Below are 21826 nucleotides of genomic sequence, written 5' to 3'. Positions count from 1 at the left end.
CTCCCTGCAGCCTTACGCAATATTTTTACTACATCTATTCATTTACCCAGTAATAAGACTAAAAGATTTTCTCTGCGTTCACAGATATATAACATCTGCGGGTACGTGAACGGCGATAACTGTAAAAAAATGGAGAATGCATTATATATTCTCCGCGCCTTGCCGATAACGAGAGTGCGTCATCGTCTGATGACTAATCTCTTATATTCAGCAAGGAAATTCATATGCGTTTGCTGCAAAACTTTACTATTCGTATGGTCATGCTGACGATACTGGGACTTTTTTGTCTACTCTGGTCGGGGGTGGGGTTATACAGCGTCCATGCTTTATCCGAAGTTTCGGAAGGAAATGATATTGACCGGCATCTTGTGCGGCAAATGACGGTGCTAAGCCAGGGTAACGATCAATATTTCCGCTTTGTTACCCGCCTTAGCCGCGCGATGGATGTAAAAATCGGCGGCGGCACGCCCGATTTTGCGCCCGCCCGGCAGTCGCTCGAGAATATGCGTCAGAAGCTGGAGGAGATGAAAGCGCTATCGCCGGGGCCGATGAACCCTGATATCTCAAGGGAGGTCTTGTCCAACTGGCAGGCCTTGCTGGAGAAAGGCGTCGTTCCTCAAATGCAACTGGCGCAGCAAGGATCGCTGACCGCCTGGAGCGAACATGCCAGTACGGTCACGCCCGCACTCAGTCGCGCGTTCGGTGCCAGCGCGGAACGGTTTAGTCATGAAGCTGGCGCCATGCTGGATAACACACGTGTGATGGTCGATGGTAAAACCTATACCATCCGCATCCTGCTTATCACGGCGGTGATTCTGGGCATTGCTATCCTGATTTTTACCGATCGCTATCTGGTTGCAATGATGGTGAAACCGCTGGAGCGCATCCGTCAGCAATTTCAGCGCATCGCGCAAGGCGATCTTAGCCAGCCGATTGAAGCGTTGGGGCGTAACTGCGTAGGCCGGTTGGTGCCGCTACTGCGCGCGATGCAGGACAGTTTACGCGAAGCCGTGAGTACGATCCGCGCCGGAAGCGACAATATCTGGCGCGGCGCGACGGAAATTTCTACCGGTAATAACGATCTCTCTTCCCGAACGGAAGAACAGGCCGCTGCGCTGGAAGAGACGGCCGCCAGCATGGAACAGCTTACCGCAACGGTGAAAATGAACGCCGAACACGCTCGCCAGGCGAGTCAGCTTGCGGATGCCGCCTCGCTAACGGCAGGAAAAGGCGGTGAACTGGTTTCCGATGTGGTAGAAACAATGAACGGTATTTCCGCCAGTTCGCAGCAGATCGCCGAAATTACTACCGTGATTAATAGTATTGCTTTCCAGACCAATATTCTGGCCTTGAACGCAGCGGTAGAAGCGGCCAGAGCGGGCGAGCAGGGACGCGGCTTCGCGGTGGTCGCCGGTGAGGTACGTAACCTGGCCAGCCGCAGCGCGGGGGCGGCGAAAGAAATTGAAGCCTTAATTGGCGAATCGGTACGTCGCGTAGCGCAGGGCGCGCAGTTGGTCCAGGAGACCGGCGCGACGATGGAAGCCATCCTGCGCGGCGTCACGGAAGTGACGACGATTATGAAACAGATCGCATCCGCCTCCGAAGATCAGAGTAAAGGTATCTCTCAGGTTGGCGTGGCGATCACGCAAATGGATAGCGTTACGCAACAAAACGCCGCGCTGGTTGAGCAGGTTTCCGCGGCGGCGGCGGCGCTGGAACGGCAGACGGAGGATTTGCAACGCTCCGTACAGCAGTTCCGGCTTTCCGCTAGTGAGCCGCAACAACGCGTAACGGCGAAAGCGGCGCCTGGCGTTCAGAGAATGGCGTCGGCTCCCGCACAGTCTACTGATGAATGGGTTTCTTTCTGATGTGAAGCAAAAAAGCGCGTAATGCGCTGGTCTTCATTTAATCAATCGCTATATAATTTATTATATAGCGATTGAGGAGGTCAGATGAATAATCATTTTGGGAAAGGCTTAATGGCCGGGTTGCACGCGCCATATGCATATAGCGCGCATCATGCGGTGAATTTCTGTTCTGAGTATAAACGTGGCTTTGTATTAGGTTTTACACACCGTATGTTCGAAAAGACCGGCGATCGTCAACTTAGCGCGTGGGAGGCCGGAATTCTGACGCGTCGCTATGGTCTGGATAAAGAAATGGTGATGGATTTCTTTAAAGAGAATCATTCCGGGATGGCGGTTCGCTTCTTTATGGCCGGTTATCGACTCGAAGGTTGATCCAACAGGGGTATTATCTTGCTTTAATTAATTACACTATCGCCTCTTCCCTTCGTTTTACTGTTCCGTCGAAGTATTATGGCGCACATAACCATAAAAAAAGTGTGGTAAATGGCGTACCGATCGCAATAACTTCTTCGCGAACAGTGCAAAATAAAAGCCAGGTCTTCGTAACGGAATAACTATAAAATGACTGGAGATAATACTCTCATCACTTCTCACGGCATTAACCGTCGTGATTTCATGAAGCTTTGTGCAGCACTGGCCGCTACTATGGGGCTCAGTAGCAAAGCCGCCGCAGAAATGGCAGAATCGGTATCCAATCCACAGCGTCCGCCCGTTATCTGGATTGGCGCTCAGGAGTGTACCGGTTGTACCGAATCACTGCTTCGTGCTACACACCCAACCGTTGAAAACCTCGTTCTGGAGACCATCTCTCTGGAATACCACGAGGTACTTTCCGCCGCATTCGGTCACCAGGTCGAAGAAAACAAACATAACGCTCTGGAGAAGTATAAAGGGCAATATGTTCTGGTGGTGGATGGTTCTATCCCACTAAAAGATAACGGTATCTACTGCATGGTTGCCGGCGAGCCGATCGTGGATCACATCCGCAAAGCCGCCGACGGCGCAGCCGCGATTATCGCTATCGGTTCCTGCTCGGCATGGGGCGGCGTTGCTGCGGCTGGCGTAAACCCAACCGGCGCTGTCAGTCTGCAGGAAGTCTTACCGGGCAAAACGGTTATCAATATTCCAGGTTGTCCGCCAAACCCGCATAACTTCCTGGCGACCGTCGCGCATATCATCACTTACGGCACGCCGCCGAAGCTGGATACGAAAAATCGTCCAACCTTTGCCTATGGCCGTCTGATTCATGAGCATTGCGAACGTCGTCCACACTTCGACGCAGGCCGTTTTGCCAAAGAATTTGGCGACGAAGGCCACCGTCAGGGCTGGTGTCTCTACCATCTTGGCTGTAAAGGGCCGGAAACCTGGGGCAACTGTTCTACGTTACAGTTCTGTGACGTTGGCGGCGTTTGGCCAGTGGCGATCGGTCATCCTTGCTATGGCTGTAACGAAGAAGGTATCGGCTTCCATAAGGGCATTCACCAGCTTGCTCATGTCGAAAACCAAACTCCGCGTTCAGAGAAACCTGACGTCAATATGAAAGAAGGCGGCAATATCTCTGCGGGCGCTGTCGGTCTGCTTGGCGGCGTAGTCGGTCTGGTTGCCGGCGTCAGCGTGATGGCGGTACGTGAACTGGGGCGTCAGCAAAAGAAAGATAACGCTGACTCACGGGGAGAATAACCGTGAACAGACGTGACTTTATTAAAGCAGCCTCCGGTGGAGCATTGCTGTTGGGCGCCGCGCCGTCTGTCAGCCATGCGGCTGCAGAAAACCGTCCGCCGATTCCAGGTTCGCTGGGCATGCTGTATGACTCCACTCTGTGCGTGGGCTGTCAGGCCTGCGTCACAAAGTGTCAGGATATCAACTTCCCGGCGCGTAACCCGGAAGGGGAGCAGACCTGGTCGAACAACGACAAACTGTCGCCGTATACCAATAACATTATCCAGGTATGGCGTAGCGGCACGGGCGTGAACAAAGATCAGGAAGAGAACGGCTATGCCTACATCAAGAAACAGTGTATGCACTGCGTCGATCCTAACTGCGTTTCCGTTTGTCCGGTGTCGGCGCTGAAAAAAGATCCGAAAACCGGCATCGTCCACTATGACAAAGATGTCTGCACCGGCTGCCGTTACTGTATGGTCGCCTGTCCGTACAACGTACCTAAGTACGACTACAACAACCCGTTTGGCGCGCTTCACAAGTGTGAGTTGTGTAACCAGAAAGGCGTTGAGCGTCTGGATAAAGGCGGTTTGCCTGGATGCGTGGAAGTTTGTCCGGCAGGGGCCGTCATTTTCGGTACTCGTGAAGAGCTGATGGCGGAAGCGAAAAAACGTCTGGCCCTCAAACCAGGCAGTGAATATCACTATCCGCGCCAGACGTTGAAAACGGACGACACCTATCTACATACGGTGCCTAAATACTACCCACACCTCTACGGTGAAAAAGAGGGCGGTGGTACTCAGGTGCTGGTGCTGACAGGCGTTCCTTATGAAGATCTGGATCTGCCGAAGCTGGATGACCTTTCAACCGGAGCGCGCTCCGAGCATGTTCAACACACGCTTTATAAAGGCATGATACTACCCCTGGCTGCGCTGGCGGGCTTAACCGTGCTGGTTCGTCGTAATAGCAAAAACGACCATCACGATGGAGGAGACGATCATGAGTCATGATCCAAAACCGCTGGGCGGAAAAATCATCAGTAAACCGGTCATTATTTTTGGACCGTTAATCGTCCTGTGTATGCTCCTTATCGTGAAGCGTCTGGTCTTCGGGTTGGGCTCCGTTTCCGACCTGAACGGCGGTTTCCCGTGGGGCGTCTGGATTGCCTTTGACCTGTTGATCGGCACCGGCTTTGCCTGCGGCGGTTGGGCGTTGGCATGGGCGGTGTATGTCTTTAACCGTGGACAATACCATCCGTTAGTGCGCCCGGCATTGCTGGCAAGCTTGTTTGGTTACTCGCTGGGCGGCCTGTCGATCACTATCGACGTCGGTCGTTACTGGAACCTGCCGTACTTCTACATTCCAGGTCACTTCAACGTGAACTCGGTACTGTTTGAGACGGCGGTCTGTATGACCATCTACATCGGCGTGATGGCGCTGGAGTTTGCGCCTGCCCTGTTTGAGCGTCTGGGCTGGAAAGTGTCGCTCAAGCGTCTGAATAAGGTGATGTTCTTTATTATCGCGCTGGGCGCGCTGCTGCCGACGATGCACCAGTCCTCAATGGGGTCATTGATGATCTCGGCGGGCTATAAAGTGCATCCGCTATGGCAAAGCTATGAAATGTTGCCGCTGTTCTCGGTTCTGACCGCGTTTATCATGGGCTTCTCCATTGTCATATTTGAGGGCTCGCTGGTTCAGGCAGGCCTGAAAGGAAACGGTCCGGATGAGAAAAATTTGTTTGTTAAGCTGACGAATACCATCAGCGTGCTGCTGGCGATTTTCGTCGTCCTGCGCTTTGGCGAACTGATTTATCGCGACAAGCTGTCCTATGCGTTTGCCGGCGATTTTTACTCCGCTATGTTCTGGATTGAAGTCGTCCTGATGGTCTTCCCGTTAGTGGTGCTGCGTGTGGCGAAACTGCGTAATGACTCTCGTATGCTGTACCTGTCGGCGCTGAGCGCGCTGTTGGGCTGCGCGACGTGGCGTCTGACCTATTCGCTGGTGGCATTCAACCCGGGTGGCGGCTACCACTACTTCCCAACCTGGGAAGAATTGTTGATTTCTATTGGTTTTGTGGCCATTGAGATTTGTGCATACATCGTACTCATTCGTCTACTGCCGATACTTCCTCCTTTAAAACAAAACGATCATAATCGTCATGAGGCGAGCAAAGCATGAGCCAGAGAATTACTATTGATCCGGTAACCCGTATTGAGGGTCATTTACGCATTGACTGCGAAATTGAGAACGGCGTCGTATCCAAAGCATGGGCGTCCGGCACCATGTGGCGCGGTATGGAAGAGATCGTGAAGAACCGCGATCCGCGCGATGCGTGGATGATTGTGCAGCGTATTTGCGGCGTTTGTACGACAACTCACGCGATCTCCTCCGTTCGTGCGGCAGAAAGCGCGCTGAATATTGATGTTCCCGTCAACGCGCAGTATATCCGTAATATTATTCTGGCGGCGCATACCACCCATGACCACATTGTCCATTTCTACCAGCTCTCTGCGCTGGACTGGGTGGACATTACCTCTGCGCTGAAAGCCGATCCGGAAAAAGCCTCCGCGATGCTGGATGGTGTGTCGAGCTGGCACCTGAACAGCGCGCAAGAGTTCACGAAAGTTCAGAACAAGATCAAGGATCTTGTCGCCAGCGGTCAGTTAGGTATTTTCGCCAACGGCTACTGGGGGCACCCGGCAATGCAGTTACCGCCGGAGGTCAACCTGATTGCGGTCGCCCACTATCTGCAGGCGCTGGAATGTCAGCGTGACGCTAACCGCGTGGTGGCGTTGCTGGGCGGTAAATCGCCGCATATCCAGAACCTGGCGGTCGGTGGGGTGGCGAACCCGATCAATCTCGACAGCATCGGTACGTTGAACCTTGAACGTCTGATGTACATCAAATCGTTTATCGATAAGCTGAGCGATTTTGTCGAGCAGGTGTATAAAGTGGATACCGCAGTCATCGCGGCCTACTATCCGGAATGGCTGGAGCGTGGCAAAGGTGCGGTGAACTACCTGAGCGCGCCGGAATTCCCGACCGACGGTAAAAACGGCAGTTTCTTGTTCCCGGGCGGTTACATTACCAATGCCGATCTGTCGACATACCGTCCGATCACCTCTCACTCCGACGAGTTCCTGATTAAAGGTATTCAGGAGAGCGCGAAGCACGCCTGGTATAAAGATGAAGCGCCGCAGGCGCCGTGGGAAGGCACTACGATCCCGGCTTACGACGGTTGGTCGGATGACGGTAAATACTCATGGGTCAAGTCGCCGACATTCTACGGCAAAACCGTCGAAGTCGGGCCGCTGGCGAACATGCTGTGTAAACTGGCTGCAGGCCGTGAATCCACGCAGACCAAACTCAATGAAATCATTGCGCTTTATCAGAAGCTGACCGGCAAAACGCTGGAAATGGCGCAACTTCACTCTACGCTGGGTCGTATCATCGGGCGTACCGTTCACTGTTGTGAACTGCAAAACGTATTGCAGGATCAATACAATGCGCTGATTGTAAATATCGGCAAAGGCGATTACACCACGTTTGTGAAGCCGAACATTCCGGCGACGGGCGAGTTCAAAGGCGTGGGCTTCCTGGAGGCGCCGCGCGGTATGCTGTCTCACTGGATGGTGATTAAAGACGGCATTATCAGTAATTATCAGGCGGTGGTGCCATCGACCTGGAACTCAGGTCCGCGTAACTTCAACGATGACGTGGGGCCGTACGAACAGTCGCTGGTCGGTACGCCGATCGCCGATCCGGCGAAGCCGCTGGAAGTGGTACGTACCATCCACTCCTTCGACCCTTGCATGGCGTGCGCGGTACACGTGGTGGACGCCGATGGCAATGAAGTGGTCTCGGTGAAGGTTTTGTAATGCGGATATTAGTCTTAGGGGTCGGCAATATTTTGCTGACCGATGAAGCCATCGGGGTACGTATTGTTGAAGCGTTAGAGCAACGATACACCCTGCCGGATTTTGTTGAGATTCTGGATGGCGGTACGGCGGGAATGGAACTTCTTGGCGATATGGCGAATCGTGATCATTTGATCATTGCCGACGCCATCGTGTCGAAAAAGAACGCGCCGGGAACCATTATGGTACTGCGCGACGATGAAGTTCCGGCGCTGTTCACCAACAAAATCTCCCCCCATCAGCTTGGACTGGCCGACGTATTGTCGGCCCTCCGCTTTACCGGCGAGTTTCCGAAGAAACTGACCCTGGTCGGCGTTATTCCACAGTCGCTGGAACCGCACATCGGCTTAACGCCAACCGTCGAGGCGATGATTGAACCTGCGCTTGAGCAGGTTCTTGCTGCGCTGCGTGAATCCGGCGTCGAAGCAATTCCTAAGGAGACGGCGCATGTCTGAAACGTTTTCCGGATTCGACACGGCGCCCGTCGCCCGGGTTCAGGCGGCGTTTGAAGAGATAGCCCATCGTTCGATGCACGATCTTTCGTTTCTGCATCCGACTATGCCTGTGCATGTCTCTGATTTTACGTTGTTTGAAGGACAATGGACGGGCACGGTAATTACGCCGTGGATGTTAAGCGCATTAATCTTCCCTGGCCCGGACCAGATCTGGCCCGGGCGTACCGTCGGTGAAAAACTCGGTCTGCAACTGCCTTATGGCACGATGACCTTTACCGTTGGCGAACTGGAAGGCGTTTCGCAATATCTTGCCTGCTCGTTGATGTCGCCGCTTTCCCGTAGCCTGTCGCCGGAAGAGGGCGTCCGGCTGGCGGATGACTGCGCGCGGATGCTGTTATCCCTGCCGGTAAGCAATCCTGATGCACCGCAGACAAGCCGGCGTGCGTTGCTGTTTGGCCGTCGGAGCTGTGAGAATGCATGAGCTGTCTCTTTGCCAAAGCGCCGTTGAAATTATTCAGCAGCAGGCAGAACAGCACGGCGTGGCGCGCGTCACCGGCGTATGGCTGGAGATAGGCGCGCTTTCGTGCGTTGAAGAGCGCGCGGTTCGTTTCAGCTTTGACATCGCCTGCCAGGGGACTTTAGCGCAAGGGTGCGAATTGCACATCGACTACAGACCGGCCCAGGCCTGGTGCTGGGATTGCAGTCAGGTGGTGGAAATTCTCAGGCATGACGCGCAATGTCCGCATTGTCATGGCGATCGCCTGCGGGTGGATACCGGCGATTCGTTGAAAGTAAAAAGTATTGAGGTCGAATAACCCGCATTTTATTCCAGGTGGTTAATTATGTGTATTGGCGTCCCCGGTCAGGTGCTGGCCGTCGGAGATGATATTCACCAGCTTGCGCAGGTGGAAGTGTGTGGCATCAAACGTGATGTCAATATTGCTCTGATTTGTGAAGGTAAGCCAGCCGAGCTGATAGGGCAATGGGTATTGGTACACGTTGGTTTTGCGATGAGCATCATTGACGAAGACGAAGCGAAAGCCACGTTAGATGCGCTGCGCCGCATGGAGTACGACATCACCAGCGCGTGATCCCTTAATCACCTCTATTATATCGCTCTACAATCGTTGTATAATTATTTATATATCGATTGTGGGGCGAAACCTATGAATAAATTTTTGCGCCAGCTCTCTCTGCTGGCGTTGCTTTTTTGCTGGTCGTTAATGTCACAGGCGGCGCGTACTTTTACCGATCAAATTGGCCGCCAGGTCACGGTTCCCGACACCGTCGACAGAGTGGTGGTGCTCCAGCATCAAACGCTCAATCTCCTTGTACAGATGAATGCCACTGACAAAATCGTTGGGGTCATGGCGAACTGGAAACAGCAATTAGGCGACGGCTATGCGCGTCTGGCGCCGGAACTGGCGCAAAAAGCCTCGCTGGGCGATCTAACGCACGTTGATCCTGAAAAACTGGTGGCGCTGCGCCCGCAGGTGGTGTTTGTCACGAATTACGCTCCACAGGAGATGATCGACAAGATCAGCCGTCTTGGCATTCCGGTGGTGGCGATTTCGCTGCGCCATGATGTTGTTGGCGAGCAGGCTAAAATGAACCCGACCCTGGCCGATGAAGAGCAGGCTTACAACCGCGGGCTGCGTGAAGGAATAACGCTGATTGGCGATATCGTCAATAAACCGCAGGAGGCGAAAGCGCTGATTGAGGCGATGGATAAAGGTCGCAAAATGGTCAGCGACCGTTTGCAGTCGGTTCCTGAAAATGAGCGGGTTCGCGCCTATATGGCGAATCCGGAGCTGACCACCTACGGTTCCGGTAAATATACCGGTCTGATGATGGCCCATGCGGAGGCGCTGAATGTAGCGGCATCCTCGGTGAAAGGCTTTAAGCAGGTGACAATGGAGCAGGTGATCGCCTGGGATCCACAGGTGATCTTTGTCCAGAATCGCTATCCAAAGGTCGTCAATGAGATCCTGCACAATCCCCAGTGGCAGGTCATTGACGCGGTGAAGCATCATCGGGTTTACCTGATGCCGGATTATGCCAAAGCCTGGGGATATCCGATGCCGGAGGCGGTGGGAATCGGCGAACTGTGGATGGCGAAAAAACTCTATCCGGAAAAATTCCACGATATTGACATGCAAAAGGCCGCTAACGACTGGTATCAACGTTTTTACCGTACTGACTATCAGGGCGTACAGTGATGCGAATACTGGCTGCGGGGAGCTTGCGTGTCGTCTGGCCGCAGCTAATGGCGGCGTTTCAGGCGGATGCGGTATGTGATTTCGGTCCGGCGGGGTTGTTACGTGAACGCATCGAAGCGGGCGAAGCGTGCGACTTTTTTGCTTCGGCGAACCTGGCGCATCCGCAGGCGCTGCTGGAAAGCGGGCGGGCGCTGCGGGTCGCGCCTTTTACGACGAACCGTTTGTGTCTGAGCGTGCGGGCACAGGCGATGCGTGAAGGCGAGGACTGGCTGTCGCTGTTAACCCGGCGGGATCTGCGGATCGGCACCTCAACAGCAGGTTGCGATCCTTCCGGCGATTATACGCAACAGCTTTTTTCGCGGATGGGCAAGGAAGGCGAAGCGGTCCGAAAACGCGCGGTAGCGCTGGTTGGCGGCAGGCAGACTTTGCCGTTACCGGCGGGCCGGCTGGCGGCGGAATGGCTCATCAATCATGATTACACCGATATCTTTATCGGCTATGCCAGCTATGCTCCCAGGCTACGGCTGGTTAATTCGCTGCGAGTGGTTGATATCCCGGAACCTTATAATCCCGTGGCTGAATATGGCTTTGCCTGCCTGAGCGAGCAGGGAAAAACGCTTGCCGACTTTTTACTATCAGCACGGGCGAGGTCGATTCTCATGCAACATGGGTTTAGTGAAGCGCCGCATATGACACGCTCGCAGAACTGATAAGCGAAGCGTCAGCAGGGAATACCATGCCGGATGACGACATTACTACCCCATCCGGCATTATGGTTTAACTTTGACGTTTATCTTCGGTATGGTTTTCGAAGTCGCTGGCGTCATGGCGTTCGTGAAGCTGTTCGTTCAATGGGCCGTTGGTCCGGTTGACAATGCGCCCCCGCTTTACCGCCGGACGTTCGGCTACCTGTTTCGCCCAGCGTTGTACGTTTTGATAACTTCCGGCATCCAGAAACTCCGCTGCATCATAGACATTCCCCAGCACCACGTTGCCGAACCACGGCCAGATGGCCATATCGGCAATAGTGTACTCTTCTCCCGCGACATACGGGTGATGAGCTAACTGCTTATCCAGCACGTCCAGCAGACGCTTGGCTTCCATGGTGAAGCGATTAATGGCGTACTCAATTTTTACCGGCGCATAATGATAGAAATGACCGAAACCGCCACCGAGGAACGGCGCCGCGCCCTGTAGCCAGAACAACCAGTTAAGGGTTTCTGTGCGCTTAGCCAGATCCTGCGGCAGGAAATGGCCAAACTTATCCGCCAGATAAACAAGAATTGCGCCCGACTCAAAAACTCGAATCGGCGGGTTGTGTGAGTTATCGCGCAGCGCCGGGATTTTTGAGTTCGGATTGATGTCAACAAAGCCGCTGGAGAACTGATCGCCCTCGCCGATGCGAATCAACCAGGCGTCATATTCGGCGCCGGTCACGCCCAGCGCCAGGAGCTCTTCCAGCATAATGGTCACTTTCTGGCCGTTAGGCGTCCCCAGCGAATAAAGCTGTAACGGATGTTTGCCGACGGGCAGCGTTTTGTCGTGCGTCGGGCCGGAAACCGGGCGATTAATGTTAGCGAACGCGCCGCCGCCGGATTTATCCCACGTCCAGACTTTTGCGGGTTGATAAGTATTATCTGCCATATTGACCTGCCTTCACAGTGGTGGTGTTGAAGCAGTGTAGCAGCTTGCTAACCGGACATTTAACCGATTGGGACATTCCGGCGAGTGAAATTTTAACCTTCTGGCCTCAGTGTGCCTTATTGAGGTGTATGATTATGTCGACCTCTGTCCGGTTAGTGTCACAGAGCAGACAATCAGAGCGAAATTACGCCAGGCTGCTCAGGCGGTCTTGTTTTGAGGTAAGTGCATGAGCAAAGGAACCACCAGTCAGGATGCCCCCTTCGGGACATTATTGGGTTACGCCCCCGGCGGCGTAGCGATCTACTCTTCAGATTACAATTCCCTCGATCCGTGGGACGACGACGACGCAGCTTTTCGTAGCTACATCGACGATGAATACATGGGGCATAAATGGCAGTGCGTGGAATTTGCCCGCCGTTTTCTCTTTCTGAATTATGGCGTTGTTTTTACTGACGTCGGCATGGCCTGGGAAATCTTCTCGCTGCGTTTTCTGCGCGAGGTCGTGAATGACAATATTTTGCCTTTGCAGGCCTTCCCGAACGGTTCGCCGCGCGCGCCGGAGGCCGGGGCGCTGCTCATCTGGCAAAAGGGCGGCGAGTTTAACGAAACCGGGCACGTCGCGATTATCACCCAACTCCTGGATAACAAAATTCGTATTGCTGAGCAAAACGTTATCCACACGCCATTGCCGCCAGGGCAGCAGTGGACTCGCGAACTGGAAATGGTCGTAGAAAACGGGTGTTACACCCTGCGCGACACCTTTGATGACACGACGATTTTAGGCTGGATGATCCAGACCGACGACACGCAATACAGTTTGTCACAGCCTGACATCGCGAATCAGTCGCTGGCGATTCGCGGCGCAAGACTGCCAGAGAAAGGTCAGTTTGACGGTCAGTGGTTGGATGAGCGCGATCCGTTACAAAAAGCCTATGTACAGGCGAACGGACACGTTATCAATCAGGACCCGTACCAGTATTTTACCATCACCGAGAGCGCTGAACAGGAGCTTATCAAAGCGACCAATGAGTTGCATTTGATGTACCTGCACGCCACGGACAAAGTTTTAAAAGACGATAATCTGCTGGCGCTATTCGATATCCCCAAAATTCTTTGGCCGCGCCTGCGTCTCTCCTGGCAGCGCCGTCGTCACCATATGATCACCGGTCGTATGGATTTCTGCATGGATGAACGCGGGCTGAAAGTCTATGAATACAATGCCGATTCCGCATCATGCCATACCGAAGCGGGATTAATTCTCGAAAAATGGGCTGAGCAGGGCTATACCGGTAAAGGGCATAACCCGGCAGAGGGCTTAATTAACGAGCTGGCAGGCGCCTGGAAACACAGTAAAGCGCGTCCTTTCGTCCATATCATGCAGGATGATGATATCGAGGAGGACTATCACGCGCAGTTTATGCAGCAGGCGCTGCATCAGGCCGGCTTCGCGAGCAAAATTCTCCGCGGGCTGGGCGAGTTGCGCTGGGATGACGCCGGGCAGTTGATCGATGGCGACGGACGGCTGGTGAATTGTGTCTGGAAAACCTGGGCGTGGGAAACGGCGATGGAGCAGATACGCGAAGTCAGCGAGACGGAGTACGCCGCAGTGCCTATTCGTACCGGGCACCCGGAAAATGAAGTCCGGCTGATTGATGTATTACTGCGCCCGGAAGTGTTGGTGTTTGAACCGCTGTGGACGGTGATCCCGGGTAACAAAGCGATCCTGCCCATCCTGTGGTCGCTCTTCCCACATCATCGCTATTTGCTCGACACGGATTTTACCGTTAACGATGAGCTGGTGCAGACCGGCTATGCGGTAAAACCGATTGCCGGACGTTGCGGTAGTAATATTGATTTGGTGAGTCATCAGGAAGAACTCCTGGATAAAACCAGTGGCAAGTTCGCCACGCAGAAAAATATCTATCAGCAGTTGTGGTGCCTGCCGAAGGTCGCCGGGAAGTATATTCAGGTCTGTACGTTTACCGTGGGCGGTAACTACGGCGGTACGTGCCTGCGCGGCGATGATTCATTAGTCATTAAAAAAGAGAGCGATATTGAACCGTTAATCGTCATCAAAGCGTAACGGGGTCATTCTCGTCGGGATATCGGCGTTGGTGCCGATATCCCGCCTGTTGTGTTTACCAGCGAACGGCTGTCAGCCTGACATTTACTGGTAACATATGAGAAATAATATCACAAATTATTCTTAACTTTTCTGACGCAGGCGGTGACGCTCGCCGCGTTGGCGCATCCGTTTCCTGATTTTCGACTACTCGATACTTTTTGCGGCTGGTTACGCCGCCCCTATCCCTTTGGATTTAGGTCATGCCTGTTTGGTTGGTAAACGGACAGCATAATATATTGATGAGTCCAAATGATATTATTGGTCATATAAAAAGTTTACGTTAGGTTATTTTTCTATTGCAAAAATTTGCGTTTAAACCCTGTCTGCAATCTTCGGGCTGAGATATAGATACACCTAAGTAAATGCAGTTAATTATTATTCAACTATTATTGTCAGCCTTGTAAATAATATTTCCGTATAAAGTGAAGCGACTTCCATTATGACTATTAATAGTATTGTTGAATAGTTTGCTCTGTAATTATTTAAGTTTAGTGGACGTTTTGTCTTATTCTGGTGAACGTATGGTTATGGCAGATGACAGCCGATTTTTCATTATGTTAGCATGAGTTGATAATACTTTATCCAGGCATAGATCAGGATGTCCACATATAATAAGGAGAATGGTATATGTTTAAAAAAGTATTAGGCTTGCGCCACTGGAATAATAATGTTGTAAAAATACCGCCGCCAGCAGAATCTGGCGCTAATGCGTCTGACGTGGTGGTGGATACTCCTGAGCCTTATGAGCGGATATTGTGTCAAAAAATTCTGATGGGGATCTCGACGATCGATATCATTCGTAATGCCATCATTAAGTCCTGTGAGCAGCTCAACATTGAAAAAGAACGCATTAATGAACTTAACGAACAGAATGATAAAGCCAGAAGTTCATTAAAATCGCTCGTGGAATTTATCACCGAAATTGGCACGACTTCATCGGATATTGGCTGTCGTATGGGCGACTTAAATACCTCCTTAACGCAAATTAATGCGTGTATTAAAGAGATACAGAAGATCGCTAACCAGACCAATTTGATAGCGATTAACTCCGCGATCGAGGCCGCGCGCGTAGGGGATGCCGGGCGTGGTTTTAGCGTTATTTCGAAAGAGGTGAAAAACCTGTCCGAAGATGTTAAACACAGTTCGAAAAGCGTCAGTACGTTAACCTCTGTAATCAAAGATAATACGGCCAGAGTGAGTGAGGTGCTGGATAACCAACAGCCGGTTATTGATAATATTACGACTAACATAAATCAAATTGTGGAGTCTATTGGCATCGTCATCGATAAATCGCTGAGCATGAAATCGGTCATGCAGTACATCTCTACGGTGCAGTTTTTGAATATTGTCAAAGTTGACCATGTTATCTGGAAAATGGAAGTCTACAAATTACTCTTAAATAAAGACATAAACAGTAAAATAACGATGCACGATCAGTGTCGGCTGGGGAAATGGTACTATGGTTTCGAAGGGCAGCAGTTTAGCAATTACTACAGTTTCCGTAGTCTGGAAGCGCCGCATAAAGAGGTGCATACCGCTGGTCACTCTGCGCTGAACTATTTTGCCGCAGGCGATATGAATGCGATGTCGCAAGAACTTGACAGAATGGAGCGATCCAGTAATGAGGTGGTTAACCAGCTGGAAATGCTGGCTGTCGATTTGTTAAAAGAAACCACACTGTGAAGTCATGAGTTATTACCGTATAACCAACAGGAGCCATCATCAACAGGACTGATGTATCGCACTTTCTGCACTGGAGTTATTCCGGACAGAGAAAAGAAGCATGACGCAGAAGATGGCTGTGTTTGTTCACCCGAATCACTTACCTTAGTAAGTGATTCGGGATTAATCAGCAACCTCTTTGCTTTTTATCGGCGGCCAGACTTTGGCTGGAAAAGTGCGTTACTGCTAAATTTCTCACTCTCTTACCGCCTTCCTGCCCCTCGGAATACCTGAAACCTGTGCTCACAGATTAATAGCGATTATTTAATCGTGAAATAACGTTGGGCATTATTGAAGCAGATATCCTGAACCATACGGCTTAGCATCGCTTCATCATCAGGAATCTCTCCGTCCTGCGCCCACTGTCCCAGCAGGTTACAGAGAATACGACGGAAATATTCATGTCGCGTATAAGAAAGGAAACTGCGGGAGTCGGTCAGCATCCCGACAAACTGACTTAACAGGCCCATTTGCGACAGTTGCTCCAATTGGCGCAGCATCCCGTCTTTCTGATCGTTAAACCACCAGCCGGAACCAAACTGCACTTTTCCGGCAATTCCCGGCCCCTGGAAGTTACCGATCATGGTCGCCAGGACTTCGTTATCACGTGGGTTCAGGCAATAGAGGATAGTCTTGGGCAGTTCATTGGTCACATCCATACTGTCGAGCAAACGGGAGAGCGCCCAGCTAATGTTATTATCGCCAATGGAGTCAAAGCCGGTATCCGGCCCCAGCAGGCGGAACATACGGGTATTATTATTACGGATCGCGCCAATATGTAGCTGCATCACCCAGCCGCGCGCGGCGTACTGACGGCCCAGCCAGACCAGCACCGCCGTGGTAAACTGGGCGATCTCAAGTTCGCTCAACGTTTCGCCAGCCAGACGTTTGCCCAGAATGGCGTCAAGCTGCGCGTCGTCGGGCACCGGCGCAAATCGCAGCGTTTCAATGCCATGATCGGACGCGCGACAGCCGCAGGCGGCGAAATGGTCGAGACGGCGAGTGAGCGCCTGACGTAAATCGTCGAAACGGGTAATGCTGACATCTGCCGCCGCTTCCAGTTTCCTCAGGTAATCGACAAAGCCGTCCAGTTCGATTTTGAAAACTTTGTCGGGGCGCCAGCTTGGCGCGACTTCAATATCAATGCTGTCGTCGGCGGCTATCTGGCGGTGATATTCCAGAGAATCTATCGGGTCGTCGGTGGTTCCGACCATCCGCACATTCATCTGCTGCATAATACCGCGCGCGGAAAAGGCCGGCGTCGCCAGTTTCTCATTACACTGCGTCCAGATACTTTCCGCGGTATCCGGTCCGAACAGCGTACCTGTAATGCCAAATGGACGGCGTAGTTCAAGGTGCGTCCAGTGATACAGCGGATTGCCCAGCGTTTTTGGTACGGTATTGGCCCAGGCCATATATTTTTCATAATCGCTGGTCTCTTTGCCGGTGATCAGCGACTCATCCACGCCTGCGCTTCGTAGCGCTCGCCATTTATAGTGGTCGCCTTCCAGCCAGATCTGACCGAGGTTATCGAAACGGCGATCGTCGGCGATTTCCTGCGGACTTAAATGGCAGTGGAAGTCATAAATCGGCATGGGCGCGGCGTATTTATGGTACAGCGTGCGGGCAATGTCGTTTTTAAGTAGAAAATCTTCAGTCATAAACGTAGCCATGATTTATCTCCTTACTTAGCCAGCGCTTCTACCGTGGCTTTCGCGCCGTTCTGCAATAGCTGTTGGTAAGCGTCGGTAACGGCTTGCACAAATTCGTGGTTCTTCGGCAGGTCGCTGCCAAAGATAGATTCGATGGCCAGTAGCCCGCGAACGCGTTCTTCCGGCGTCTGATATTGCTGATGAATCGCCTGATACTGCGCGAGCAGCGGATCGACGACATCAATGGTTTTACCTTGTTCATCGACACCGCCGACGTAACGCATCCATCCGGCGACGCCCAGCGTCAGGTGGCGATAGTCATCGCCCTGTTGTAAGTGCAGACGTACCGGGTCCAACAAACGCTGCGGCAGTTTCTGACTGCCATCCATCGCGATCTGCCAGGTGCGGTGTTTCAACGAGGGGTTAGTGAAACGCGCAATCAACAAATTCGCATACCCTTCCAGATCGGTGCCTTCCGGCATTGACAACGTCGGCGCTTGTTCATCAAGCATCAGCGCCAGCGCCGCGCGACGGTAAGCCGGGTTGGTCATGGTATCGGCGATAGTGTCATACCCGCCGAGATAACCCAGATAGGCGAGGAAAGAGTGACTGCCGTTAAGCATACGCAGCTTCATCATCTCAAACGGTACGACGTCTGCAACGAATTGCGCGCCGACGGTGTCCCAGTCCGGGCGACCATTCACAAAGTTATCTTCGATGACCCACTGGCGGAAGGGTTCGCAGGCGATAGCGCAGGGATCATAAACCCCTAACTGGTCGGCAACCAGTTGTAGCGTCTCTTCGGTCGCCGCCGGAACAATGCGGTCAACCATGGTACAGGGGAAGGTCACATTGTCGGCAATCCATGCGGCGAGGGCGGCATCGCGAGCTTTTGCCAGACCGAGGACGGCAGCCTTCGCGACGTGACCATTCTCGCGCACGTTATCACACGACAGCACGGTAAAAGCTTTCAGTCCTTGCTCCCGGCGCATGTTTAGCGCTTCGACAATATAGCCAATGGCGGATTTAGGCTGCTGTGGATGGGCAAGATCGTTTTGGATCAGCGGGTTATTGACATCAAGCTCGCCGCTGGCGGGGTCGGTGCAGTAGCCTTTTTCGGTCACGGTTAAGGAGACGATGGCGGTTTCCGGGCGCGCCATTGCCGCCAGAATCCCTGCATGACCGTCGAATTCAGGGTGTAGCGCTTCTTTCATTGAACCGATAATTTTCAGTTCGGTACTTTCTGCGCCGCGTTCTGCAACGGTGTACAGCAGATTTTGCGCTTTCAGGTTCGCGATCAGCCGCGCGTCGTTACCCGGCATCAGGTTCACTTCACAAATGCCCCAGTCGCTGTCGCTCTTTTCCAGTAAATGATGGGTAAAGAGCGCCTGGTGCGCGCGGTGAAACGCCCCGCAGCCCAGATGCACAATACGGGATACCAGACGTGATTTGTCCCAGTTTGGGCGGGCGACGGAAACCTGGGCGGTGGCGATATTCTGTTCCATTGCAAACTCCTGTCATTCGACGTCTTCGCCCGCGATCTCCGGGGCGAGGCATGTTGCTATTGCATTGAGTAGGGGAAATCGCATGACGCGTCGCGCCATGCGAAAGAAGGTTATTTGCTAAAGAAAGCGCGCTGGATAGCCAGTTCGACGCCGCGGACTTCCGCAAGCCCTTTCAGACGGCCAATGGCGGAATAACCCGGATTCGTTTTCTTCTTCAGATCGTCCAGCATCTGATGACCGTGGTCCGGACGCATCGGGATCAGATCGTCGCTACCTTCGGCTTTACGACGGTGCTCTTCTTCCACAATCGCTTTAACGACTTCATACATATCCACATCGCCGTGCAAATGGGCGGCCTCGTGGAAGGTCTTCGGATTCTCTTCGCGCAGCGTAGAACGCAGATGCGTAAAGTAGATGCGCGGACCAAATTGCTTGATCATATCAACCAGATCGTTGTCGGCGCGCACGCCGTAAGATCCGGTACACATGGTGAAGCCGTTCGCCATGCTATTAACGGTTTCCACCATCCATTGCATATCTTCAATGGTAGAGACAATGCGCGGCAGGCCGAGAATAGGGCGCGGCGGATCGTCAGGGTGAACGGCCATACGCACGCCAACCTCGTCGGCAACCGGAATAATGGCTTTCAGGAAATAGGCAAAATGTTCACGCAGTTTTGCTTTATCAATATCTTTATACGTCGCCAGGTGTTGACGGAACTGCTCCAGCGTATAGCCTTCTTCCGCGCCAGGTAAACCGGCAATAATGTTGCGGGTCAGACGTGCTTTGTCTTCCTCGCTCATGGTGGCGAAACGCCGCTCTGCCTGAGCAATCTCTTCTGCCGTATAGTCGGCTTCTGCTCCCGGACGCTTCAGGATGTGCAGTTCGAACGCGGCGAATTCAATCTGGTCAAAACGCAACGCTTTGGAACCATCCGGTAATACGTATTCCAGATCCGTACGTGTCCAGTCCAGCACCGGCATAAAGTTATAACAAACCGTATAGATACCGCATTGCGCCAGGTTACGTAGCGTTTGCTGGTAGTTTTTGATCCATAAATCGTACTGACCGGTGTGGGTTTTGATGTCTTCGTGGATAGGTACGCTCTCTACCACAGACCACTCCAGACCCGCCTCTTCAACGATTGCTTTACGTTTCTGGATCTCGTCTACCGACCAAATTTCTCCATTCGGGATATGGTGTAACGCCGTTACCACGCCGGTTGCGCCAGCCTGGCGTACATCTGACAGCGTTACCGGGTCGTTAGGTCCGTACCAGCGCCAGGTTTGTTTCATATCTCGTTTCCTCTTCTTGCGATAACGTCTTCGTGGTTGACCCATTGCCAGCCAACATCGAAACGTGCTTTGTAAACCCGTTCAGGCTCCTAAATTCAACCAAAAATTTTCTCATGTCAACCTTATTGTCTAAATTGGCTAACCAAATCACAAATATCATCATTCACGGTCTGCCAATTTTATTTATTTGATCTGTGTCAATTTTTGCTGGGTGAAAAGCATTCACCATTCAACTTGAAATGAGTTGATGTATTTATTTCAAGAATACTAAGTGCGGGAGTTGCCGCCAGATTTTGACCGGTCCGGATGAGAAAATATTGATTGGTCAACCAATTTTTGTGATTTCAGTTTTCCCGCTACAGGTCAGACGGCGCGGAGCTAATGTTTTTTAACGAGGCTTTATCATGAAGATGACAAAATTAAGATGGTGGATTATCGGCCTGGTCTGCGTAGGGACCATCGTAAACTACCTGTCCCGTAGCTCGCTTAGCGTTGCGGCGCCAGCGATGATGAAAGAACTCCATTTTGATGAGCAACAATATTCCTGGGTGGTGAGCGCCTTCCAGCTTTGTTACACCATTGCGCAGCCGATCACCGGCTATTTGATGGATGTCATCGGACTGAAAATCGGCTTCTTTATCTTTGCCTTGTTGTGGTCGCTGATCAACATGGCGCACGCGCTGGCCGGCGGCTGGATAAGCCTGGCATTTCTGCGTGGTCTGATGGGGCTGACCGAAGCGTCGGCGATTCCGGCCGGGATTAAAGCCAGCGCCGAATGGTTCCCGACGAAAGAACGTGGTATTGCGGGGGGGCTGTTTAATATCGGTACTTCGATTGGCGCGATGCTGGCGCCGCCGCTGGTGGTCTGGGCGATGCTGACCTTTGCTGATAGCGGCATCGGTACTGAAATGGCGTTTGTGATTACCGGTGGGATCGGCGTGCTGTTCGCCATCACCTGGTTCCTGATTTATAACTCGCCAAATAAACACCCGTGGATCACCCACAAAGAGCTGCGTTATATCGAAGACGGCCAGGAAAGCTATCTCCAGGACGATAACAAAAAACCGGCCGTTAAAGAGATCGTTAAAAAGCGTAACTTCTGGGCGTTGGCGATTACCCGTTTTCTGGCTGACCCGGCATGGGGAACGCTGAGTTTCTGGATGCCGCTGTATCTGATTAACGTGATGCATCTGCCGTTAAAAGAGATCGCCATGTTTGCCTGGTTGCCGTTCCTGGCGGCGGACTTTGGCTGCGTTGCAGGCGGTTTCCTGGCGAAGTTCTTCATGGAAAAGATGCACATGACCACGATCAATGCGCGTCGTTGTAGCTTTACCATCGGCGCTGTTTTGATGATTTCGATCGGTTTTGTCAGCATTACGACTAACCCGTATGTCGCCATTGCATTGATGAGTATTGGCGGTTTTGCGCACCAGACGCTGTCTACCGTCGTGATTACCATGAGCGCTGACCTGTTCAAGAAAAATGAGGTCGCGACGGTTGCCGGTCTGGCAGGATCTGCGGCGTGGATGGGACAGTTAAGCTTCAACCTGTTTATGGGGGCGTTGGTCGCTATTATCGGTTACGGCCCGTTCTTCATTGCACTCAGTCTGTTCGATATTATCGGCGCCATCATCCTGTGGGTACTGATTAAAGATCCGGAAAAGCACCACCCGCCAATGACGGAACAGCCGCTGGCGTCTCACCGCTAAAGCTGTCTCGGTTTCACAGGCCTGATAAGCGAAAGCGCTACCGGCCTCTAACGGCC

At 52.5% G+C, this 21826-nt stretch carries 19 protein-coding genes; 15 read left to right on the top strand and 4 right to left on the bottom strand.

Annotated features, from left to right (window positions below):
- The first annotated feature begins 224 nt into the window (after positions 1-224).
- From J4645_RS12120 to J4645_RS12065, 12 genes are all read left to right on the top strand, one after another.
- Positions 225-1868, top strand: a complete 1644-nt coding sequence (locus tag J4645_RS12120; protein ID WP_023138731.1) for a methyl-accepting chemotaxis protein — start codon at positions 225-227, stop codon at positions 1866-1868.
- An 84-nt stretch (positions 1869-1952) separates the two neighbouring features.
- Positions 1953-2240, top strand: coding sequence for a DUF2623 family protein (locus J4645_RS12115; protein ID WP_001059119.1), 288 nt, complete (start codon positions 1953-1955; stop codon positions 2238-2240).
- 189 nt (positions 2241-2429) lie between these two features.
- Complete coding sequence (gene hybO / locus J4645_RS12110) at positions 2430-3548, top strand: hydrogenase 2 small subunit (protein WP_000145431.1); 1119 nt, start codon at positions 2430-2432, stop codon at positions 3546-3548.
- Between the two features lie 2 nt (positions 3549-3550).
- Positions 3551-4537 carry a hydrogenase 2 operon protein HybA gene (gene hybA, locus J4645_RS12105; protein WP_001081721.1) on the top strand — a complete coding sequence of 329 codons (987 nt, stop codon included), beginning with the start codon at positions 3551-3553 and terminating at the stop codon, positions 4535-4537.
- Positions 4527-5705 carry a Ni/Fe-hydrogenase cytochrome b subunit gene (gene hybB / locus J4645_RS12100; RefSeq protein ID WP_000017678.1) on the top strand — a complete coding sequence of 393 codons (1179 nt, stop codon included), beginning with the start codon at positions 4527-4529 and terminating at the stop codon, positions 5703-5705. Before hybA ends, hybB begins: the two co-directional genes overlap by 11 nt.
- Positions 5702-7405 carry a hydrogenase 2 large subunit gene (gene hybC / locus J4645_RS12095; protein ID WP_000083045.1) on the top strand — a complete coding sequence of 568 codons (1704 nt, stop codon included), beginning with the start codon at positions 5702-5704 and terminating at the stop codon, positions 7403-7405. The genes hybB and hybC overlap by 4 nt, the downstream gene beginning before the upstream one ends.
- Positions 7405-7899 (top strand): HyaD/HybD family hydrogenase maturation endopeptidase, encoded by a 495-nt coding sequence (locus J4645_RS12090; RefSeq protein ID WP_001221960.1) that lies wholly within the window; start codon positions 7405-7407, stop codon positions 7897-7899. The genes hybC and J4645_RS12090 overlap by 1 nt, the downstream gene beginning before the upstream one ends.
- A complete protein-coding gene (gene hybE / locus J4645_RS12085) occupies positions 7892-8380 on the top strand; it encodes a hydrogenase-2 assembly chaperone (protein ID WP_000004951.1) in 489 nt (162 codons plus the stop codon). The genes J4645_RS12090 and hybE overlap by 8 nt, the downstream gene beginning before the upstream one ends.
- The gene (hypA, locus tag J4645_RS12080) at positions 8373-8714 is read left to right on the top strand and encodes a hydrogenase maturation nickel metallochaperone HypA (RefSeq protein WP_000544945.1); all 342 of its coding nucleotides are present in this window, start codon (positions 8373-8375) and stop codon (positions 8712-8714) included. Before hybE ends, hypA begins: the two co-directional genes overlap by 8 nt.
- Positions 8715-8741: 27 nt before the next feature.
- Positions 8742-8990, top strand: coding sequence for a hydrogenase maturation factor HybG (hybG, locus tag J4645_RS12075; protein WP_000334890.1), 249 nt, complete (start codon positions 8742-8744; stop codon positions 8988-8990).
- 75 nt (positions 8991-9065) lie between these two features.
- Entirely contained in the window at positions 9066-10118 is a 1053-nt protein-coding gene (locus J4645_RS12070; RefSeq protein ID WP_023136687.1) for an ABC transporter substrate-binding protein, read from the top strand.
- Entirely contained in the window at positions 10118-10828 is a 711-nt protein-coding gene (locus J4645_RS12065) for a molybdate ABC transporter substrate-binding protein (protein WP_023136686.1), read from the top strand. The genes J4645_RS12070 and J4645_RS12065 overlap by 1 nt, the downstream gene beginning before the upstream one ends.
- A 67-nt stretch (positions 10829-10895) precedes the next feature.
- On the opposite strand, the gene yghU is transcribed toward J4645_RS12065, so the two are convergent.
- A complete protein-coding gene (yghU, locus tag J4645_RS12060) occupies positions 10896-11762 on the bottom strand; it encodes a glutathione-dependent disulfide-bond oxidoreductase (protein ID WP_000774852.1) in 867 nt (288 codons plus the stop codon).
- A 226-nt stretch (positions 11763-11988) separates the two neighbouring features.
- Here yghU and gss point away from each other — a divergent pair, with 226 nt between their 5' ends.
- Together gss and J4645_RS12050 are read left to right on the top strand one after the other, a co-directional pair.
- Complete coding sequence (gene gss, locus J4645_RS12055) at positions 11989-13845, top strand: bifunctional glutathionylspermidine amidase/synthase (protein WP_000033690.1); 1857 nt, start codon at positions 11989-11991, stop codon at positions 13843-13845.
- A 669-nt stretch (positions 13846-14514) separates the two neighbouring features.
- Positions 14515-15570 carry a methyl-accepting chemotaxis protein gene (locus J4645_RS12050; protein ID WP_000475253.1) on the top strand — a complete coding sequence of 352 codons (1056 nt, stop codon included), beginning with the start codon at positions 14515-14517 and terminating at the stop codon, positions 15568-15570.
- A 299-nt stretch (positions 15571-15869) separates the two neighbouring features.
- On the opposite strand, the gene uxaC is transcribed toward J4645_RS12050, so the two are convergent.
- The 3 genes from uxaC to uxuA form a co-directional block, all read right to left on the bottom strand.
- Positions 15870-17282, bottom strand: a complete 1413-nt coding sequence (gene uxaC / locus J4645_RS12045) for a glucuronate isomerase (RefSeq protein ID WP_000190182.1) — start codon at positions 17280-17282, stop codon at positions 15870-15872.
- Positions 17283-17293: 11 nt separating this feature from the next.
- Positions 17294-18766 carry a fructuronate reductase gene (locus J4645_RS12040; RefSeq protein ID WP_000437125.1) on the bottom strand — a complete coding sequence of 491 codons (1473 nt, stop codon included), beginning with the start codon at positions 18764-18766 and terminating at the stop codon, positions 17294-17296.
- A 110-nt stretch (positions 18767-18876) separates the two neighbouring features.
- Positions 18877-20061: a mannonate dehydratase gene (gene uxuA, locus J4645_RS12035; protein ID WP_000815491.1), complete on the bottom strand. Its 1185-nt coding sequence runs from the start codon at positions 20059-20061 to the stop codon at positions 18877-18879.
- A 404-nt stretch (positions 20062-20465) separates the two neighbouring features.
- Between uxuA and J4645_RS12030 the strand changes: the two genes are divergently transcribed.
- The gene (locus J4645_RS12030) at positions 20466-21770 is read left to right on the top strand and encodes an MFS transporter (RefSeq protein WP_000784371.1); all 1305 of its coding nucleotides are present in this window, start codon (positions 20466-20468) and stop codon (positions 21768-21770) included.
- Positions 21771-21826: the final 56 nt, after the last annotated feature.

The organism is Salmonella sp. 32082101201600294FB01SM01 (assembly GCF_017572865.1).
GTDB lineage: Bacteria > Pseudomonadota > Gammaproteobacteria > Enterobacterales > Enterobacteriaceae > Salmonella > Salmonella enterica.
This window is presented reverse-complemented; position numbering and strand designations above follow the sequence as displayed.